This is a genomic window from Cellulomonas sp. JH27-2 (assembly GCF_014837175.1).
In the GTDB taxonomy this organism is placed as follows: Bacteria; Actinomycetota; Actinomycetes; order Actinomycetales; family Cellulomonadaceae; genus Cellulomonas.
On sequence record NZ_JACYFR010000005.1, the window covers coordinates 180,707 to 198,863 of the forward strand.

The 18,157-nt window shown below is 72.6% G+C and carries 15 protein-coding genes; 8 read left to right on the top strand and 7 right to left on the bottom strand.

Translation table 11 applies throughout. The features are described from left to right. Positions 1 to 130: 130 nt before the first annotated feature. Positions 131 to 2,536 carry a lysylphosphatidylglycerol synthase transmembrane domain-containing protein gene (locus tag IC607_RS15325; protein ID WP_191788276.1) on the bottom strand — a complete coding sequence of 802 codons (2,406 nt, stop codon included), beginning with the start codon at positions 2,534 to 2,536 and terminating at the stop codon, positions 131 to 133. Between the two features lie 78 nt (positions 2,537 to 2,614). Between IC607_RS15325 and IC607_RS15330 the strand changes: the two genes are divergently transcribed. Beyond that, a complete protein-coding gene (locus IC607_RS15330) occupies positions 2,615 to 2,890 on the top strand; it encodes a hypothetical protein (RefSeq protein ID WP_191788277.1) in 276 nt (91 codons plus the stop codon). A 36-nt stretch (positions 2,891 to 2,926) separates the two neighbouring features. Here the strand turns inward: IC607_RS15330 and IC607_RS15335 are convergent, their stop codons facing one another. Next, positions 2,927 to 3,982 carry a LacI family DNA-binding transcriptional regulator gene (locus IC607_RS15335; RefSeq protein WP_191788278.1) on the bottom strand — a complete coding sequence of 352 codons (1,056 nt, stop codon included), beginning with the start codon at positions 3,980 to 3,982 and terminating at the stop codon, positions 2,927 to 2,929. Positions 3,983 to 4,221: 239 nt separating this feature from the next. Here IC607_RS15335 and IC607_RS15340 point away from each other — a divergent pair, with 239 nt between their 5' ends. The 4 genes from IC607_RS15340 (at position 4,222) to IC607_RS15355 (ending at position 9,389) form a co-directional block, all read left to right on the top strand. Then, a complete protein-coding gene (locus IC607_RS15340) occupies positions 4,222 to 5,127 on the top strand; it encodes a carbohydrate ABC transporter permease (protein WP_191788410.1) in 906 nt (301 codons plus the stop codon). Continuing rightward, positions 5,124 to 6,065: a carbohydrate ABC transporter permease gene (locus IC607_RS15345; protein ID WP_191788279.1), complete on the top strand. Its 942-nt coding sequence runs from the start codon at positions 5,124 to 5,126 to the stop codon at positions 6,063 to 6,065. Before IC607_RS15340 ends, IC607_RS15345 begins: the two co-directional genes overlap by 4 nt. 114 nt (positions 6,066 to 6,179) lie before the next feature. Next, a complete protein-coding gene (locus tag IC607_RS15350) occupies positions 6,180 to 7,517 on the top strand; it encodes an ABC transporter substrate-binding protein (protein ID WP_191788280.1) in 1,338 nt (445 codons plus the stop codon). A gap of 102 nt (positions 7,518 to 7,619) precedes the next feature. After that, entirely contained in the window at positions 7,620 to 9,389 is a 1,770-nt protein-coding gene (locus IC607_RS15355) for a beta-galactosidase family protein (protein WP_191788281.1), read from the top strand. 153 nt (positions 9,390 to 9,542) lie between these two features. Here the strand turns inward: IC607_RS15355 and IC607_RS15360 are convergent, their stop codons facing one another. Next, positions 9,543 to 10,589, bottom strand: coding sequence for a LacI family DNA-binding transcriptional regulator (locus tag IC607_RS15360; RefSeq protein WP_191788282.1), 1,047 nt, complete (start codon positions 10,587 to 10,589; stop codon positions 9,543 to 9,545). Positions 10,590 to 10,870: 281 nt separating this feature from the next. Here IC607_RS15360 and galT point away from each other — a divergent pair, with 281 nt between their 5' ends. Genes galT through galE form a run of 3 tightly spaced genes read left to right on the top strand, consistent with a single transcriptional unit; the run spans position 10,871 to position 14,236 of the window. Further along, on the top strand, positions 10,871 to 12,022 hold the full coding sequence (galT, locus tag IC607_RS15365) for a galactose-1-phosphate uridylyltransferase (protein WP_191788411.1): 1,152 nt from the start codon (positions 10,871 to 10,873) through the stop codon (positions 12,020 to 12,022). Next, the gene (galK, locus tag IC607_RS15370) at positions 12,019 to 13,254 is read left to right on the top strand and encodes a galactokinase (protein ID WP_191788283.1); all 1,236 of its coding nucleotides are present in this window, start codon (positions 12,019 to 12,021) and stop codon (positions 13,252 to 13,254) included. The genes galT and galK overlap by 4 nt, the downstream gene beginning before the upstream one ends. Before the next feature lies 1 nt (position 13,255). Next, positions 13,256 to 14,236, top strand: a complete 981-nt coding sequence (galE, locus tag IC607_RS15375) for a UDP-glucose 4-epimerase GalE (RefSeq protein ID WP_191788284.1) — start codon at positions 13,256 to 13,258, stop codon at positions 14,234 to 14,236. A gap of 140 nt (positions 14,237 to 14,376) precedes the next feature. Here the strand turns inward: galE and IC607_RS15380 are convergent, their stop codons facing one another. The 4 genes from IC607_RS15380 to IC607_RS15395 all read right to left on the bottom strand — a co-directional run bounded on the left by IC607_RS15380 (position 14,377) and on the right by IC607_RS15395 (position 18,143). Further along, positions 14,377 to 15,303, bottom strand: coding sequence for a metal ABC transporter permease (locus IC607_RS15380; RefSeq protein WP_191788285.1), 927 nt, complete (start codon positions 15,301 to 15,303; stop codon positions 14,377 to 14,379). Continuing rightward, the gene (locus IC607_RS15385) at positions 15,300 to 16,094 is read right to left on the bottom strand and encodes an ATP-binding cassette domain-containing protein (RefSeq protein ID WP_191788286.1); all 795 of its coding nucleotides are present in this window, start codon (positions 16,092 to 16,094) and stop codon (positions 15,300 to 15,302) included. The genes IC607_RS15380 and IC607_RS15385 overlap by 4 nt, the downstream gene beginning before the upstream one ends. Beyond that, the gene (locus IC607_RS15390) at positions 16,091 to 17,005 is read right to left on the bottom strand and encodes a metal ABC transporter solute-binding protein, Zn/Mn family (protein ID WP_191788287.1); all 915 of its coding nucleotides are present in this window, start codon (positions 17,003 to 17,005) and stop codon (positions 16,091 to 16,093) included. Before IC607_RS15390 ends, IC607_RS15385 begins: the two co-directional genes overlap by 4 nt. A gap of 91 nt (positions 17,006 to 17,096) precedes the next feature. Beyond that, positions 17,097 to 18,143 (bottom strand): LacI family DNA-binding transcriptional regulator, encoded by a 1,047-nt coding sequence (locus IC607_RS15395; protein WP_191788288.1) that lies wholly within the window; start codon positions 18,141 to 18,143, stop codon positions 17,097 to 17,099. Positions 18,144 to 18,157: the final 14 nt, after the last annotated feature.

Genomic DNA, 18,157 nt, shown 5'->3' on the forward strand with positions numbered 1-18,157 from the left:
CGCTCGAGCGGCGCCGCTGCCGTGGTTGCACCCATGGTTGCGGTGCGCGTGCCCTCCGTGGGCGCGAGCGCTGCAACCATCCATGCAGCCACCGCTGCTCGGGGGCGGAGCCGGCCGCGTACGGGTCGCGCTACAGGACGCCGCGGGCCGTGAGCGAGCGGAACGCCCACGCGCCGGGCGCGATGGGCAGCCAGAACGTCGCCAGGCGGTAGAGCAGCACGACGGCCAGGGCGGTGGCCGACGGGATGCCCAGCCCGGTCAGCGACGCGAGCAGGACCGCCTCGACGGCGCCGATGCCACCCGGCGTCGGCGCCGCCGTCGCGACGGTCCCCGCGGTCAGCGACACGAGCACGACGGCCACCACGGGCGTGCTCTCGCCCAGCGCGCGCACCGACAGGTACAGGCACATCGCGTACCCGAGCGGCAGCAGGGCGACGCCGAGAAACAACGTGGTGATCTTCACGGGGTCGGACATGACCTCGCGCATCGCGTCGGTCGACGCCCGCAGCGCCGGGACCACACGGTCGCGGATCACCGCGCGGACGCGGGGCAGGGCGAGGGTCAGGCCGACGAGCGCGAGGATCGACCCGACCACAGCCAGGACCACCCCCGCGGGCGGGAGCTTGCCCAGCTCGTCGGCGATCACGCCCGTGGACCCGGCCAGGATCGCGAACGCGACCAGGAGCGAGAGGTGGACGACCAGCACGGCGGTCTCCTTCGCCGCGCTCGCGGAGACCGCGACGGGGGTCGGCAGACCGCGCTTCTGCAGGTAGCGGATGTTGAGCCCTACCTGCCCGACGCCCGGCGGGGCGAACGTCGCGACGAACGACGACGCGAGCGCGACGCCGGCCGCCTCCGGCACCGGGATCCGCCCGGGCGTCCCGCCGGCCAGGCCCAGGGCCGCGCCGACGTAGGTCGCCGCGGACGCGACGACGACCGCGGGAACCCATGCCCAGTGCACCCCGCCCAGCGCGTGGATGGTGGCCGGCAGGTCGGTCAGCTGGGGAGCCAGGAAGTAGACGGCCACCGCGATCGCCGCGGCCGTCACGAGCGTGCGCGGCTTGAACCGGGTGACGTCCTCGAGCGTGGGCCGCTCGACGCCGGTCACGCGGCACACCTCGTCGCTGAGCGCCGTGATCGTGTCGGCGCCCTCCGCCTTGAGCGCGGCCCGCGTCGGGGCCGTCAGCGCCGAGGGGACCAGGCGTGGCAGCGCCGCGCCGAGGACCTCGTCGGGCAGCGCCGTGCGTGCGGCCGTAACCGCGCGCGCCGGCCCGACCCGTGCCGACATCGCGGCCAGCAGCTCGGCGACGTCCCACGCCAGGATGCGGTCGTGGGCGCCGGGCAGGGCGCGGTCGAGAGCAGTCACCCAGACACGACGGTCGGGCCCGAGCACGAGGCACGACAGGTCGAGGTGGCGGTGGGCGATGCGGGCGGTGCGCAGCAGCGCGACCTGCGACCAGGCGTCGTGCAGGACGTCGTCGGTGAGCCGGTCGACGTCGAGGGAGGCCAGCGTCCGTCCGTGGATGTGGTCGACCGCCAGGATCGACTCGCCGCGCGGTGCCTGCGTGACGGCGCGGACGGCCGGCACGTGCACTCCGCGCGACGCGGCGAGCAGGCCGGACATCGCTTCGACCGTGGCGGCCTGTGCGGGGGTCGGCGCCAGCGCGTCGTCGCCGACGTCGCGCCAACGCAGCCGGCGGTAGGTCTGGTCCAGGCGCGCGGTGCTCCAGTCGTGCTCGTCGAGAACCTTGACGTCGACGAGGCCGTCGGGCGTCCGGGCGCGGAACGACCACGCCGACGGCAGGTGCGCCGGGCTGACGTCGTCGACCGCCAGACCTGACTCCGTCAGCGCCGTCCGCACGCCGGCCGCCGTCAGCACGGCCGCGGGGCGTCCGAGCGCCAGCACCAGGCACGACCCGGTCAGGCCCCCGGCGCCCAGCGCCAGGACGACATCCAGCGGCGCCGAGCTGGCCGTCAGCACCCGCAGCACCGCGAGCACACCCAGGAACGTCCACACCGCGCGCTGCCACCGCCGCGACAGGCCGTGCGTCGTGGCCGCGGCGAGCGCGGCGCAGGCCGCGACCGCGCCGGTCGACGGCCATGCGATCGCGAGCCTGCCCTGTCCCGGCTCGAGCGCGGCGCCCGACGTCCGCACGCCGGGGATCTGCTCGAGCAGCCGGAACACGACGACGCCGAGGAAGAGGGCCGCGGCGCCGCGGCCGATCAGCGCGAAGCTGCGCCGGAACGCCAGGACCAGCGGCGTGACCAGCAGCGCGGCGACGTACGCGACCTGCACCAGGAGCAGGAACACGAGCAGCATCGCCTGGGGGACGCGCGCGAGCCCGGCCTGCGTGTCCTGGCTGATGCCGGTCATGGTCTCGTCGGCGACCGTGGCGAAGGACAGGCCGACGAGCACGACCGCCAGGAACACCCAGGCGGACCGCGCGTCGCCGCGGCTCCGGCGGCGGGGGATGCGGCGGTACGCGCTGCTCGGTGCGGCGGTCGCGGTCGGCGTCCCCTGCGGCTCCGCGCTCATCCCTGCAGACCTTACCTGCGTCATCACCGCGCGCATCGGAGCGATGACGCTCGAACAATTGTTCGATACGATGCGCGAGTGAGGTCCGAACGCGTCGTCGCCAACCACGACATCCCTGAGCACGTACCCCTGCGCCCGACGGGTGACCTGCCGGTGATCGCGCACGTGGTGTGGGCGGACGGCGTGGAGGAGTGGCGGCCGGCGCGGGCGGTGCGCTGGACGCGGACGCACGTCATGGTCGCGTGGCGCGACGACGAGCGCGACCCCCGCTCCGAACGGCACGAGTGGCTCCGCGCCGCGGACGTCGCCCGGTCCGTGAGCTGGCTGGTGCCACCCGATCGCGCGCCCGCGTGAGGTGCAGGTGCACGACGCGCCCGCGCGGGCGGGGTGTCAGCGTGGCGGAGCGGTGCTGGCCCGGACCACGAGGTGCGTCGGGATCGAGACGTGCTCGTCCACGAGCTGGACGCCGTCGCGGATCTGGCGCATCAGCAGGTCGACCAGGCCCTCGCCGATCTGTGTGAAGTCCTGGTGGACCGTCGTCAGCGGCGGCCACAGGTAGTCGGCCAGCGGGATGTCGTCGAACCCGACCACCGAGACGTCGTCGGGGACGCGCCGTCCCGCCTCGGACAGGGCGCGCACCAGACCGGCCGCCATCTCGTCGTTGGCACAGAACACGGCGGTGACGGCCGGGTCGTCGGCGATCCGCCGGCCCAGGTCGAAGCCCGAGCGTGCGGACCAGTCTCCGACCAGTGGCGCGGGCACCGGGCGGCCGGCGTCGGTCAGTGCGGCCTTCCACGCCTGGACGCGCTGCTCGGCGGGGCCGGAGTCGTCCGGCCCGGCCAGGTGGTGGACCGTCGCGTGGCCCAGGTCGAGCAGGTGCCGCACGGCGGCCGTGGTGCCGGAGGTCTGGTCGGCGCCGACCGCGGGGTGGTGGCCGACGAACCGGGAGTCGGAGACCACGACGGGCAGGCGGGGCGGCAGCGCGAGGGCGGTGGGGGTGGCGGTCTCTGCGCGGATGATGACGAGGCCGTCGATCGACTGGTGCGTCAGACGCTGGACCGCCTCGTCGACGTCCTGTGACGACGGGCTCTCCACGTCGACCAGCGTCACCGTGTAGCGCTCGCGGCGCGCCGCCTCGACGACGGCCTCCATGGTCCGCGACTCCCCGGTGCGGGACAGGCGGTGGGCGACGAGGCCGATGGTGCGGAAGCTGCCGTACCGCAGGGCGCGGGCCGCGTTGTTGGGGGAGTAGCCCACCTTCTCCATCGCGTCGAGGACGCGCTGGCGCGTCTCGGGCCGCACGTTGAGTGCTCCCGTCGAGACGCGGGAGACCGTCTGGGGGGACAGGCCGGCGATCTTCGCGACGTCGCCGATCGACGGGCCGGCGCGGCGCCGGCCCGTGCTGCTCGAGACCGGGGTGTCCTGCGGTGGCTCTGCGCTGGGCATGGCGGCAGCATAGCCATGGCGACGTCACCACGGGAGCGATCGTGACGCGGATGGCGACGTCACCATCGATCGATTGCCAGCGGGGTGGCAACGTCACCATTTTGTGACCGGCGGCGAGTTGACACCGTTGCGTGGGCCGTGGAACTGTCGGTGCAGGGCGCGATGGTGACGTAAACATGAGCATCGCACGAAGGATCCGCACGAGGGAGTGGGACGTGGCTGAGGTGGCAACGGCGCCGATGGTGCCCGCGGCGCCGACCGGGCAGCGCAAGGTGCGCCGGTCGCGCCGTTCATGGGTCGGCTGGGGTTTCGTCGGGCCGTTCATGATCGTCTTCGCCCTCGTCTTCCTGGCGCCGATCGCGTACTCGATCTACTTGAGCCTGTTCCGCCAGCAGCTCGTCGGCGGCAACTCGTTCGTCGGGTTCGACAACTACACCGCCGCGCTCAGCGACCCGAAGTTCTGGGACGCGTTCTGGCGGGTGGCGCTGTTCCTGGTGGTGCAGGTGCCGATCATGCTCGGCATCGCGCTGCTCGTTGCGCTGGCCCTCGACTCCGGCCGGCTGTACGGGCGCAACTTCTTCCGCATCTCGATCTTCCTGCCGTACGCCGTCCCCGCCGTCGTCGCGACCCTCATGTGGGGCTTCATGTACGGCAGCCGGTTCGGGCTCATCGGCAACATCAACGACGCGTTCGGCACGTCGCTGCCCAACCCGCTGTCGCCGGACTGGGTGCTGGCCTCGATCGGCAACATCGTGACCTGGGAGTTCGTCGGCTACAACATGCTGATCTTCTACTCGGCGCTGCGCGTGGTGCCCGCGACCCTCTACGAGGCCGCGGAGATCGACGGCGCCGGCCAGTGGCGCGTCATCCGGTCCATCAAGATCCCCGCCATCCGCGGCGCGCTGGTGATTGCCACGATCTTCTCGATCATCGGCAGCTTCCAGCTCTTCAACGAGCCCAGCATCCTCAAGAGCCTGGCGCCCAACGCGATCTCCACCTACTTCACCCCCAACCTGTACGCGTACTCGCTGTCCTTCTCCGGCCAGCAGTACAACTACTCGGCCACCGTCGCGATCATCATGGGGATCATCACCATGGTCATCGCCTACGTGGTCCAGCTGCGCGGCATGCGCAAGGAGGCATGACCGTGGCCACCGCATCGCCCACCGCGACCGTCCGTCCGGCGCGCCGCAACGCGCCCAGCCTGCTGCGCACGGGCAGGAAGCCCGTGACCGAGCGCCGCCCGCGCAAGAGCTGGCTGCTCACCGTGATGACGGGCGTCGTCCTCGTCTACGCGCTGCTCCCGCTCGCGTGGCTGCTCATCAACGCGACCAAGTCGCAGAGCGACCTGTTCAGCTCGTTCGGCCTGTGGTTCGGCGACGGGTTCAACCTGTGGGACAACATCGTCGACACGGTGACCTACGACAACGGCATCTTCCTGCGTTGGCTCGGCAACACCGTGCTGTACGTCGTGCTCGGCGCCGGCGGAGCCACGCTGCTGGCCGTCCTGGGCGGCTATGCGCTGGCCAAGTTCAGCTTCTCCGGCAAGCGGGCCGTGTTCGCGATCGTCATCGGCGCCGTGGCGGTCCCCGGGACCGCGCTCGCGGTCCCGACGTTCCTCATGTTCAGCAAGATGGGGCTGACGAACACGCCCTGGGCCGTCATCATCCCGTCGCTGATCTCGCCGTTCGGGCTGTACCTCATGTGGACGTTCGCCGCGGAGGCCATCCCCACGGAGCTGCTCGAGGCGGCCCGCATGGACGGCGCGAGCGAGGTCCGCACGTTCGCGCAGATCTGCCTGCCGCTGCTCGCCCCCGGCATCGTCACGGTGCTGCTGTTCACCATGGTCGCGACCTGGAACAACTACTTCCTGCCGCTGATCATGCTCAAGGACCCCTCGTGGTACCCGCTCACCCTGGGGCTCAACGCCTGGAACGCCCAGGCCGCCACCGCGGGCGGCGAGGCGATCTTCAACCTCGTCATCACCGGCTCCGTGCTCACCATCCTGCCCCTGATCGTCGCCTTCCTGTTCCTGCAGCGGTACTGGCAGTCAGGTCTGGCGGCGGGCTCGGTCAAGGAGTGACCCGGACGGCCCCCACGACGGGCGTCGCCTGCCCGATGGTGACGTCATCAACCGCACGACCGATCCACCCGAACCACACCAAGAATCCCTTGACGAAGAAGTGAGAGGACTCGCATGACCACCACGTCGACGTTCCGTCGCACGCTGCGCATCGCGGCGGCCGCCGGAGCCCTGAGCCTGACCCTCGCCGCGTGCGGCGGCGGGTCGGACGACGCCAGCAGCACGGCCACCGACGGCGCGTCCGCCGACTCGGGCCACCTGTCGGGCAAGATCACGGTCTGGGCCTGGGAGCCCACCCTGAAGGACGTCGTGACGAAGTTCGAGGCGGCCAACCCCGACGTCACCGTCGACCTGGTCAACGCCGGCACCGGCAACGACCAGTACACCGCGCTGCAGAACGCCATCGCCGCCGGCAGCGGCGTGCCGGACGTCGCGCAGATCGAGTACTACGCGCTGCCGCAGTTCGCCATCGCGAAGTCCCTGACGGACCTGGCGCCGATGGGCGCGAAGGACCTGGACGGCACCTTCACTCCCGGGCCGTGGGCCTCGGTGAAGCAGGGCGACGGCATCTACGGCCTGCCGATGGACTCGGGCCCGATGGCGCTGTTCTACAACAAGGAGCTGTTCGACAAGTACAAGATCGAGGTGCCCAAGACCTGGGACCAGTACCTCGAGGCGGCGCGCGCGCTGCACAAGGCCGACCCGAAGGCGTACATCGCCAACGACACCGGTGACGCCGGGTTCACGACGTCGATGATCTGGCAGGCCGGCGGCAAGCCGTACACGGTCGACGGCACCAACGTCGGCATCGACTTCACCGACCCGGGTTCGGCCAAGTTCGCGACGTTCTGGCAGAAGCTCATCGACGAGAAGCTCCTTGCGCCCACCAGCTCGTGGAGCGACGAGTGGTACCAGGGCCTCGGCAACGGGACGATCGCCACGCTGACGATCGGCGCCTGGATGCCGGCGAACCTCGAGTCCGGCGTGCCGGACGGCTCCGGCAAGTGGGCCGTCGCGCCCATGCCGCAGTGGACCGAGGGCGAGACGGCGTCGTCGGAGAACGGCGGCAGCTCGCTGGCCGTGCCCGCCGCGTCGAAGAACGCCGACCTGGCCTACGCCTTCATCAAGTACGCCAACGCCGGTGATGGTGTGCAGACCCGCATCGACGGCGGTGCCTTCCCCGCCACGACGGCGGACCTGAACTCCGACGCGTTCAAGAACAAGGAGTTCCCGTACTTCGGAGGCCAGAAGGTCAACGAGGTGCTGGCGCAGTCCGCTGCGGACGTCGTCACGGGCTGGCAGTACCTGCCGTTCCAGGTCTACTCGAACAGCATCTTCAACGACACGGTCGGCAAGGCCTACGTGTCGAGCACGACGCTGACCGACGGCCTGGCCGCCTGGCAGAAGGCGTCGATCGACTACGGCAACCAGCAGGGCTTCACGGTCAAGTGACGCCCCGGTGGGGCGGGGTCCACCGACCTCGCCCCACCGCGTGCCCTGCACCCCGCCCCACACGAGCTCTTCTCCTCACTCCACGCCAAGGAGCGCGTCTTCATGCCCTCGTTCGAGATCGGCGAGCACGACTTCCTGCTCGACGGTGAGCCGATGCAGGTCCTGTCCGGGGCCCTGCACTACTTCCGCGTCCACCCCGACCTGTGGGCCGACCGGATCCACAAGGCGCGGCTGCTGGGCCTGAACACGATCGAGACGTACGTGGCGTGGAACTTCCACTCGCCCGAGCGGGGCGTGTTCCGCCTCGACGGGCAGCGCGACCTGGGCCGGTTCCTCGACCTCGTCGCCGCCGAGGGCATGCACGCGATCGTGCGTCCCGGCCCCTACATCTGCGCCGAGTGGGACAACGGCGGCCTGCCCGCCTGGCTGCTCGCGACGCCCGGCGTCGGTGTGCGGACGTCCGAGCCGACCTACCTCGAGGCGATCGCTTCTTACTACGATGCCGTGCTCCCCGTCGTCGCCGAGCGGCAGGTCACGCGCGGCGGGTCCGTGCTGATGGTCCAGGTCGAGAACGAGTACGGCGCCTACGGCGACGACAAGGACTACCTGCGTGCGCTCGTCGCGATGATGCGCGAGCGTGACATCGACGTCCCGCTGACCACGTGCGACCAGGCCAACGACCACATGCTCGGCCGCGGCGGCCTCCCGGAGCTGCACCGCACCGCGACCTTCGGCTCGCGCAGCGCGGAGCGCCTGGCGACGCTGCGCAGCCACCAGCCCGCCGGCCCGCTCATGTGCATGGAGTACTGGGACGGGTGGTTCGACAGCTGGGGCGAGCAGCACCACACCACCGACCCCGACGACGCGGCGGCCGACCTGGACGTCCTGCTGAGCGCGGGCGCGTCGGTGAACCTGTACATGTTCCACGGCGGCACGAACCTGGGCCTGACCAACGGCGCCAACGACAAGGGCACGTACCTGCCCATCACCACGTCCTACGACTACGACGCCCCGCTCGCGGAGGACGGGTCGCCGACGGCCAAGTACGACGCGTTCCGCTCCGTGCTCGCGCGCCACACGCCGGTGCCGGGGGAGCGGCCGGCCCGACGGGCCGAGGCGCCCGTGCTCGACGTCGCCGTCGACCGGCGCCTGCCGCTCGTCGACGCGCTGCCGCAGCTCACCGAGCCCAAGGCGTTCACGCACCTGCCGACCACCGACGAGATCGGCCACTGGTCCGGCCTGACGCTCTACCGCACCCAGGTGCGCGACGACGACCGCGTCCTGTCCGTCGACGAGGTGCGCGACCGCGCCGTGGTGCTGCTGGACGGCCAGCCGCTCGGGACCCTGAGCCGCACCGAGGGCCTGACGACGCTCGCGTTGCCTGGCCGTGCGGGGCGCCTCGACGTGATCCTCGAGGACCAGGGCCGCGTCAACTACGGCCCCCGCATCGGCGAGCCCAAGGGCCTGATCGGCTCGGCGCGGACCACGACGCGCGAGATCACGGACTGGGAGGTCGGCGGCCTGCGTCTGGACCCGCTGCCCGACGAGGTGCTCGACCGACTGCGTTCCGCCGCGCCCTCGTCGTCCGCGGACGCGCCCCTGGACGGCCCCGTCCTGACGCGCGCCACCTTCTCGACGACCTGTGCGGTCGACCACTTCCTGCGCCTGGACGGCTGGGGCAAGGGGCTCGTCTGGCTCAACGGCACCCTGCTGGGCCGCCACTGGTCCGCCGGCCCCACGCACACCCTCTACGTCCCCGGGCCGCTGGTCCGCGCCGACGACAACGAGCTGGTGATCCTCGAGCTGCACGGCGCCGCCCGCGGCACCGCGTCCTTCGTCGCCACCCCGGACCTGGGCCACACGGAGCGCTGACCCACCACCCCGGCCGGCCAACCGTGCCGCTGCGCCCCGCCGCCCCCACGCGAGCGCGGGCAGGTCGGCGCGAGCGCGGGTCGCGCGCTATGCGCGGTCGTGGCGCATGACGCGCGGTGGCGCGGAGCGGCGCGCGGTGGCGCGGGGGGCGGGTCAGGTCGGTGGGGCTGTGCTGGCGCGGACGATCAGCGGTGCCGGCACGACGACCGTGCGGTCGACGAACGTCGCGCGGCTGCGGATCTGCTCCAGCAGGAGGCGGACCAGCTCCTCGCCGACGCGCGTGAAGTCCTGGCGGACCGTCGTCAGCGGCGGCCACAGGTGCGAGGCGAGCGGGATGTCGTCGAAGCCGACGACGGACACGTCCTGGGGGACGCGGCGGCCGGCCTCGTGCAGGGCGTGCAGCAGGCCCGTCGCCATCTCGTCGTTGGCGCTGAACACAGCGGTGACGTCGTCGTCCGCGGCGAGAGCGCGGCCGGCGGCGTAGCCGGACTCTGCCGACCAGTCGCCCTGGACCGGCTCGGGGACGACCCGGCCCGCCTGGGCGAGCGTGGTGCGCCACGCCTGCGCGCGCAACTGAGCGGGTCCGGACTCGGGCGGCCCGGCCAGCAGGTGCACCGTTCGGTGGCCGAGGTCGAGCAGGTGCTGGACGGCGGCGGCGGCGCCCGCCACCTGGTCGGCGCCGACGGCGGGGTGGTGGCCGACGAACCGCGAGTCCGCGACGACGACCGGTGTGCGGGCGGGCAGCGACAGGCTGGTGGGCGTGGCCGTCTCGGCGCGCACGATGATCAGGCCGTCGACGCTCTGGTTGCTCAGGCGCTGCAGGGCCGCCGTCACGTCGTCGGGCGACGGGGACGCCACGTCGACGAGGTTGACGGTGTACCCCTCGCGGCGGGCGGCGTCGACGATGGCGTCGACGGTGCTCGACTCACCGGTGCGGGCGAGGCGGTGGACGACGACGCCGATCGCCGCGAAGCTGCCGGTCCGCAGCGCCCGTGCCGCGTGGTTGGGTGCATACCCGAGGCGCTCCATCGCGTCGAGGACGCGTCGACGGGTCTCGGGGAGCACGTTCGTGGCACCGTTGGACACGCGGGACACCGTCTGGGAAGAGACTCCGGCGAGCCGCGCGACGTCGCCGATCGAGGCGCCCGTGCGGCGTCCGCCGGTCGGGCTGTTCGTCGCTGTGGGCGCGGGCGAGGCCATGCGGAGAGCCTAGGTCATGTTGACGTGAACACGCGAGGTGCTGCGCAAGCGAAATGCCGCACCGGGTATCGACTTGCAGGTCAGCGGTTTGCAATTGACACTGGAGTCGCCGTCGTGACACGCTCCGAGGTGCACGCATGTTGACGTTAACACGCAGGAGGTCCACCGTGGCAGGCGCACAGCGCGACGAGGCGCGGGACACAGTTCCCGCGGACGCCGGGAAGGTGTCGACCGTCGTCGACGGGCGCCACGGCGGCGGCCCACGGTTCACCTCCACCCGCATGGCCGACGGGCGCGAGCTGATCTACGTCGACGACTCCGAGCCGTTCCTGTCGGGCGGCGCCACGCGCCGGCTCGACGACCCCCGACCGCTCGGCGACCGGTTCGCGCCGGTCGAGGCCCCCGACGGCACGACGACGCCGTTCGTCGGACCTCAGATGCGTCTCGACCCGCTCACGGGCGAGTGGATCCCCATGGCGTCGCACCGCATGAACCGCACGTTCCTACCGGCCGCCGACTCCTGCCCGCTGTGCCCCGCCAAGCCTGGCGCCGCGTACAGCGACGGCGAGATCCCGGACACGGCGTACGACGTGGCCGTGTTCGAGAACCGCTTCGCCGCGCTCATGCAGGTGCCGGGGGAGTCGCTCGAGCCCGTCGCGCTCGACGGCGACGACCTGTGGCAGGTGCGCCCCGCGGCGGGCCGCTGCGAGGTCGTCGTGTTCTCCAGCGACCACGACTCGTCGTTCACCGACCTGCCCGTCGCGCGCGTGCGCACCATCGTCGACACGTGGGCCCAGCGCACGCAGGCCCTGCAGGAGCTGCCCGGCATCGAGCAGGTCTTCGTCTTCGAGAACCGTGGCCGCGAGATCGGCGTGACGCTGCCCCACCCGCACGGCCAGATCTACGCGCTGCCGTACGTGACGCCGCGGACCACCGCGATGCTGCGCCAGGCCCGGAAGTACAAGGACCGCACGGGCGGGAACCTGCTGGCCGACGTCCTGGCCGCCGAGCTGCGCGCCGGCGTCCGCGTCGTGCTCGAGTCGGAGCACTGGGTCGCCTACGTCCCCGCCGCCGCGAAGTGGCCTGTCGAGGTCCACCTCGCCCCGCGCCGCGACGTCCTGGACCTGCCGGCGCTCACCGACGACGAGCGCGACGACCTCGCCGCCACCTACTCCACGCTGCTCGGCCGGCTCGACCGCTTCTTCGTCGACCCGGACAGCGGCGAGCCGATCCCGCTGCCCTACATCTCCGGCTGGCACCAGGCCGTCGTCGGCGAGGGCCGCGAGCTGGGCCGCCTGCACCTGCAGATCTTCTCGGTGCTGCGCGCCCCCGGGAAGCTCAAGTACCTGGCCGGCGTCGAGTCCGGCATGGCCGCATGGATCAGTGACACGACCCCGGAGCGCATCGCCGCCCGTCTGCAGGAGCTCGCATGAACCAGATCCCCGCCTGGACCACCGCCCACGGTGCCGAGCGCGCCCGGGCCGCCTTCCGTGAGGCGTTCGACGCCGAACCCGCCGGCGTGTGGGCCGCGCCCGGTCGCGTGAACCTCATCGGCGAGCACACCGACTACAACGGCGGCCTGTGCCTGCCCATCGCGCTCGCACACCGCACCTACGTCGCGCTCTCGCCGGTCGAGGGCGAGCAGATCGCGCTGACCTCGCGCCAGGAGGACGGCGTGTGGACGGCGGCGGTCGACGAGGTCGGGCCCGGCCGCGTCGACGGCTGGCCCGGCTACGCCGCCGGCGTCTCCTGGGCGCTCGCGCAGGACGGCCGCACGCTGGGTGCCTACCGCGCCGCGGTCGACTCGTGCGTCCCGTACGGCGCGGGCCTGTCGTCGTCGGCCGCGCTCGAGTCCGCGTTCGCGGTGGCGTTCGACGACGTCTTCGACCTCGGTCTGGGCGCCGACGACGACGCGCGCGCGACGCTCGTCGCGGCGTGCATCCGCGCCGAGAACGAGGTCGCCGGCGCGAACACGGGCGGCATGGACCAGTCCGCCGCGCTGCTCTCGCACGACGGCACCGCCCTGCTGCTGGACATGCGTGACGGCAGCCGCACCCACATCCCGTTCGACCTCGCCGCGGACGGCCTCGCGCTGCTCGTCATCGACACGCGTGCCCCGCACCAGCTGGTCGACGGCCAGTACGGCCAGCGCCGCGCGACGTGCGAGGCGGCGGCCCAGCGGCTCGGCGTCCCGACGCTGCGCGAGGTCGCGCCGGACCGGCTCGACGACGCGCTGCACGACCTCGAGGACGTGACGCTGCCGGACGGCACCCGGGTGGACGTCGACGTCGTGCGGCGCCGCGTGCGGCACGTCGTGACGGAGATCGCGCGCGTCGAGGAGTTCGTCGGCCTGCTGCGCGACGGTCGCGTGCGCGAGGTCGGCCCCGTGATGGACGCGTCGCACGTCTCGCTGCGCGACGACTACGAGGTCACGGTCCCGCAGCTGGACGTCGCGGTCGAGGCCGCGCGCGCGGCCGGTGCCTACGGCGCCCGCATGACGGGCGGCGGGTTCGGCGGGTCGGCGATCGCGCTGGTGGAGGCCGACGCGACGGGCGCCGTCAGCGCGGCCGTGAGCGCCGCGTTCGCGGGACGAGGATGGACGGAGCCGGGGTTCCTGGCTGCGACGGGCGACGGGGCCGCGGCCCGCGTCGAGACGGAGGAGTGACGTGAGCACCTGGTTGGTCACCGGCGGAGCGGGCTACATCGGCGCGCACATCGTGCGGGCGTTCGTCGCCCAGGGCCTGGACGTGGTGGTCGTCGACGACCTGTCCAGCGGGCACGCGTCGTTCGTGCCGGACGGCGTGCCGTTCGTGCGCACGACGATCCTCGACACCGACGCGCTGACGGCTGCGATGCGCGAGCACTCGGTCGCCGGCGTGGTGCACCTGGCCGGGTTCAAGTACGCGGGTGTCAGCGTCCAGCGTCCGCTGCACACCTACGAGCAGAACGTCGCGGGCACCGCGTCGGTCCTCGCGGCGATGGCGGAGGCGGGCGTCGGGTCGCTCGTGTTCTCGTCGTCGGCCGCCGTCTACGGGACGCCGGACGTCGCCCAGGTCACGGAGGCCACGCCGACGACGCCCGAGTCGCCCTACGGCGAGAGCAAGCTGATCGGCGAGTGGCTGCTGCGCGACCAGGCGCGCGCGACCGCCGACGCCGACGCGCCGCTGCGGCACACGAGCCTGCGGTACTTCAACGTCGTCGGCTCGGGCGACGAGTCCGTCGTCGACACGAGCCCGCACAACCTGTTCCCGCTGGCGCTGGACGCGGTCGCGGCGGGCCGCACCCCCAAGGTCTTCGGTGACGACTACGACACCCCCGACGGCTCGTGCGTGCGCGACTACGTGCACGTGGCTGACGTCGCCGCCGCCCACGTCGCCGCCGCACGCGCCCTCGAGGCCGGCCGGACGCTCGAGCCCGCCTACAACCTGGGCAGCGGCGACGGCGTCTCGGTGAAGCAGATCATGGCCGCGGTCGCCGAGGTCACGGGGGTCGACTTCACGCCGGAGATCGCGCCCCGGCGCCCGGGGGACCCGGCGCGCATCGTCGCGTCCGGCGAGCTCGCCGCCCGCGACCTGGACTGGCAGATGCGCCACGACCTGACCCAGATGGTTGCCAGCGACTGGGCCGCCCGCCGCCACCTCACCTGAGCTGCCGCTCCGCCCGCGCCTGACTCACCTCGTCGGCCCGCCGGCACCCGCGTGCGCCGACCGCGGGTCGTCCGCCGCGGGCGCGGGTGGCGCGCGACGCGCGGTGGAGACGGGCGACGCGCGCTCGGGACCTGGCGCGGTCAGGCCGCGGCCGGCGTGGCGCGGCGGGTCCAGCCGCGCTTGGATCGGCGGCGGCCGACGAGGCGGCAGACGACGTAGATCACGAACGAGATGGTCGTGACGTACGGGCTGATGGGCACGTTGCCGCCGAGGGCCAGCAGGATGCCGCCGACGGCGCTGGTGACGGCGAACACGACGCTGAGCAGCGGCACCATGAGCCGCGACGCGCTGATCTGCGTAGCGGCCGCGGCGGGCGTGATGAGCAGCGAGAGCACGAGCAGCGCACCGACGACCTGCACGGCCATCGCGACGGCCAGGCCGAGCAGCAGCATGAAGACGAAGGACAGGGCGCGGGTCGGGACGCCGCGTGCGGCAGCGACATCGGGGTCCACCGACGCGAACGTGAGCGGGCGCCAGATCACCAGCAGCCCGGCGATGACGACGGCGGAGATCGCGATCAGCACGCCCAGCCGGGCGTCGTCAACCGCCACGATCTGGCCGGTGAGCAGCCCGAACTTGTTGGCGGCGCGCCCCGGGTACAGGGACAGGAACAGCACGCCGAGGCCCAGCCCGAAGGGCATGAGGACGCCGATGATCGAGTTCCGATCGCGCGCCCGGGTACCCAGCACGCCGATGAGCAGAGCCGCGAGGACCGAGCCGAGCACTGAGCCCAGGACCACGTCGATGCCGAACAGCAGCGCGGCCGCAGCACCGGCGAACGACAGCTCGCTGATGCCGTGCACGGCGAACGCCAGGTCGCGCTGCATGACGAAGACGCCGATCAGCCCGCCGACGAGCCCCAGGACCGCGCCGGCGATGATCGAGTTGTGCACGAGCGAGAGCAGCTCGCCGTAGTCGTCGAAGTTGAACATGCGGTTCCACCAGTCGTCACCGGAGGCGGTGAGGGTGGAGGTGGCGACCGTGGAGGCGGCGAGCTGGGCGATCATTCGTGGGCCTCGTCGACGTGGTGGGTGTGCTCGTCGCCGCCGACGATCAGGACGCGGCCCTGCGAGCGCAGCACCTCGACCGGCGTGCCGTACAGCTCGGTGAGGTTGGCCGAGGTCAGCACCCCGTCGGGTGCGCCGATCGCGTGGCCCGCGGGGGCGAGGTAGAGCACGCGGTCCGTCCACGGCAGGACCGGGTTGATCTCGTGCGTGACGAAGACGATGGCCGTCCCGGTCGCCTCCCGCGTCTGGTGGATGAGCGCCGTCACCTCGTGCTGGTGGCGCAGGTCCAGCGACAGCAGGGGCTCGTCGCACAGCAGCAGCGCGGGGCTCGTGCCGAGCGCCTGTGCGATGCGGACGCGCTGCTGCTCCCCGCCGGACAGCAGCCCGAGGGGGACGTCGGCGTACGGCGTGGCGCCGACGGCCGCGAGCAGCTCGTCGACGCGCGCCCGGTGCGACCGCGCGCCTGGACCCCAGCGGTCGCCGTCGATGCCCATCCGGACCAGGTCGCGGGCACGCACGGGCGTCGCTGGGTCGATGAGGCGCTGCTGCGGGATGTAGCCGACGGCCTTGCTGCCGCGTCGCGCGGGGCGTCCGAGGATCTCGAGGCGACCGGCCGTCAGCGGCTGCAGGCCCAGGATCGCGCGCAGCAGGCTCGTCTTGCCCGAGCCGTTGGGGCCGAGCACCGTGAGGAACTCGCCGACGCCGACGGTGAGGTCCAGGCCGGACCACACGCTGCGCTCGCCGTACGCGAGCCCGGCGCCCGTCAGGGCGAGGGGGGCGGGGGTGCTCACGACGCCAGCGCGCTGCTCACCGCGTCGAGGTTCGCCGTCATCCACGAGACGTAGTCTGTGCCCTCCGGCATCGTCTCGGTGACAGGGACCACGGGCGTGCCGGACTTCTTGGCCGCTGCGAGCACGAGCTCGGTCTGGGAGCCGGTGGTCTGCTCGTTGTAGACGAGCGCCTTGACGGCGTGGTCGGTGAACAGCGCGAGCGTCTCCCGCAGGACCGTCGGCGGGACGTCGGTCTCCTCCTCGATCGCCTCGGAGAACGCCTCGGGCGTCTTGTCGACCAGGCCGGCGTTCTCCAGCAGGTAGAGCGGCACGGGCTCGGTGATCGCGACGCCCTCGCCGCCGTGCGCGGCCTTGATCGCGTCGCTGCCCGCGACGAGCGTGTCGATGTCGGCACCGAACGACGCCGCGTTCGCGGTGTACGTCGCGGCGTGATCGGGGTCGATCGTCCCGAGCTCGTCGGCGATCACGTCGGCCACCTTGGCCATCGAGCTGAAGTCGTACCAGACGTGCTCGTTGAGCTCCTCGCCCGCGGCGGCGGTCTTGCCGGAGACGTCGACCGCGTTCACCACGACGGGGTCCGTGCTCACCGCGTCGAGCATCGTGTCGACGAAGTCGTCGTACCCGCCGCCGTTCTCGACCACGAGCGCGGCCTTCGACAGCAGGAGCTGGGTGTGCGCGCTCGGCTCGAACGAGTGCGGGTCCGCGGCGGGGTCGTCGACGATGGACGTCACGCTCACCCGGTCGCCGCCCACGCGGGACGCGATGTCGCCGTAGACGTTGGTGGAGGTCACGACGGCGACGGTCCCGTCGCCGTTGCCGGCCGCGGTGGCGTCGCCCGACGAGCAGGCCGCGAGCCCGAGCGCGAGGGCGACCGCGGTGGTGGCTGCGAGCAGCGTGGTGGTCCTCGTCATGGCGGTGCGCGTCCTAGCGGTGGGGGACGCCGACGGGATCAGCGGCGTGCCGCCACTTTAAACGAGAACGAATATCGATAGCAACTAGCGGTCAGGCCGAACCGCGCTCCACCAGTGTCGGGTCGAAGATCGCCGCGCTCGGGCGCCCGCCGGGCTCGTCGAGCTGTGCCAGGAGCAGCCGCGCCATCTCCGCGGCCATCGTCTCGATCGGCTGCCGGACCGTCGTGAGCGTCGGGCGGCACATGAGCGCCGACGTGCTGTCGTCGAACCCCACCACCGCGACGTCGTCCGGCACGGTCAGCCCCCGCTCCTGCGCCGCGAGGATCGCACCCACCGCCATGTTGTCGTTGGACGCGAACACCCCGTCCACGCGGTGCTCGGTCAGCAGGCGGGCCATGGCCGCGGACCCGCTCTCGACCGAGAACGTGCCGGCGACCGACGGGACGTAGGCCACGCCGTGGCGGGCCATCGCCTCGCGGAAGCCGATGAGGCGGTCCTCGGCGCCGGGGATGTCGAGCGGGCCGGTGACGATGCCGACGCTGCGACACCCGCGCGACACGAGTCTGTCCGCGGCCAGCGCGCCACCCGCCAGGTTGTCGACGTCGACGTAGCTGAGCGGCAGCGGGTGGTCGGGGCGGGAGAACAGGACGACCGGGATCCCCGCGTCGGTGAGCAGCTGGGGGAGCGGGTCGCCGGCCTGCGCCGAGACGAGCAGGACGCCGTCGGCGCTGCCCTCGCGCACGTACGACACGACGCGGCTGCGCTCCTCGTCGGTGACGGCGAGCATCAGCACGGGGTGCACGTCACGCGGCCGCAGCGAGCTCATGAGGCCCCCGGCGACGCGACCGAAGAACGGGTCGGCCAGCACCTCGCCCGGCCCCCACGGGCCGGAGTGGCTGGTGTCGCTGCCGGAGACCACGACGAGCACGGTGTCCGACCGGCGCGTCACGAGCGCCCGCGCCGCACGGTTGGGCACGTACCCCGTCTTCGCGATGGCGTCGTTGACGGCCTCGACGATGTGCGCGGCGACGCCGGCCTTGCCGTTGACGACGCGCGACACCGACGCGCGGGAGACGCCCGCGACGGCGGCGACGTCCTCGAGCGTGCTCACGCGGGGGGTCGGGGAGTCGTCGGGCACGCTCGCACCGTACC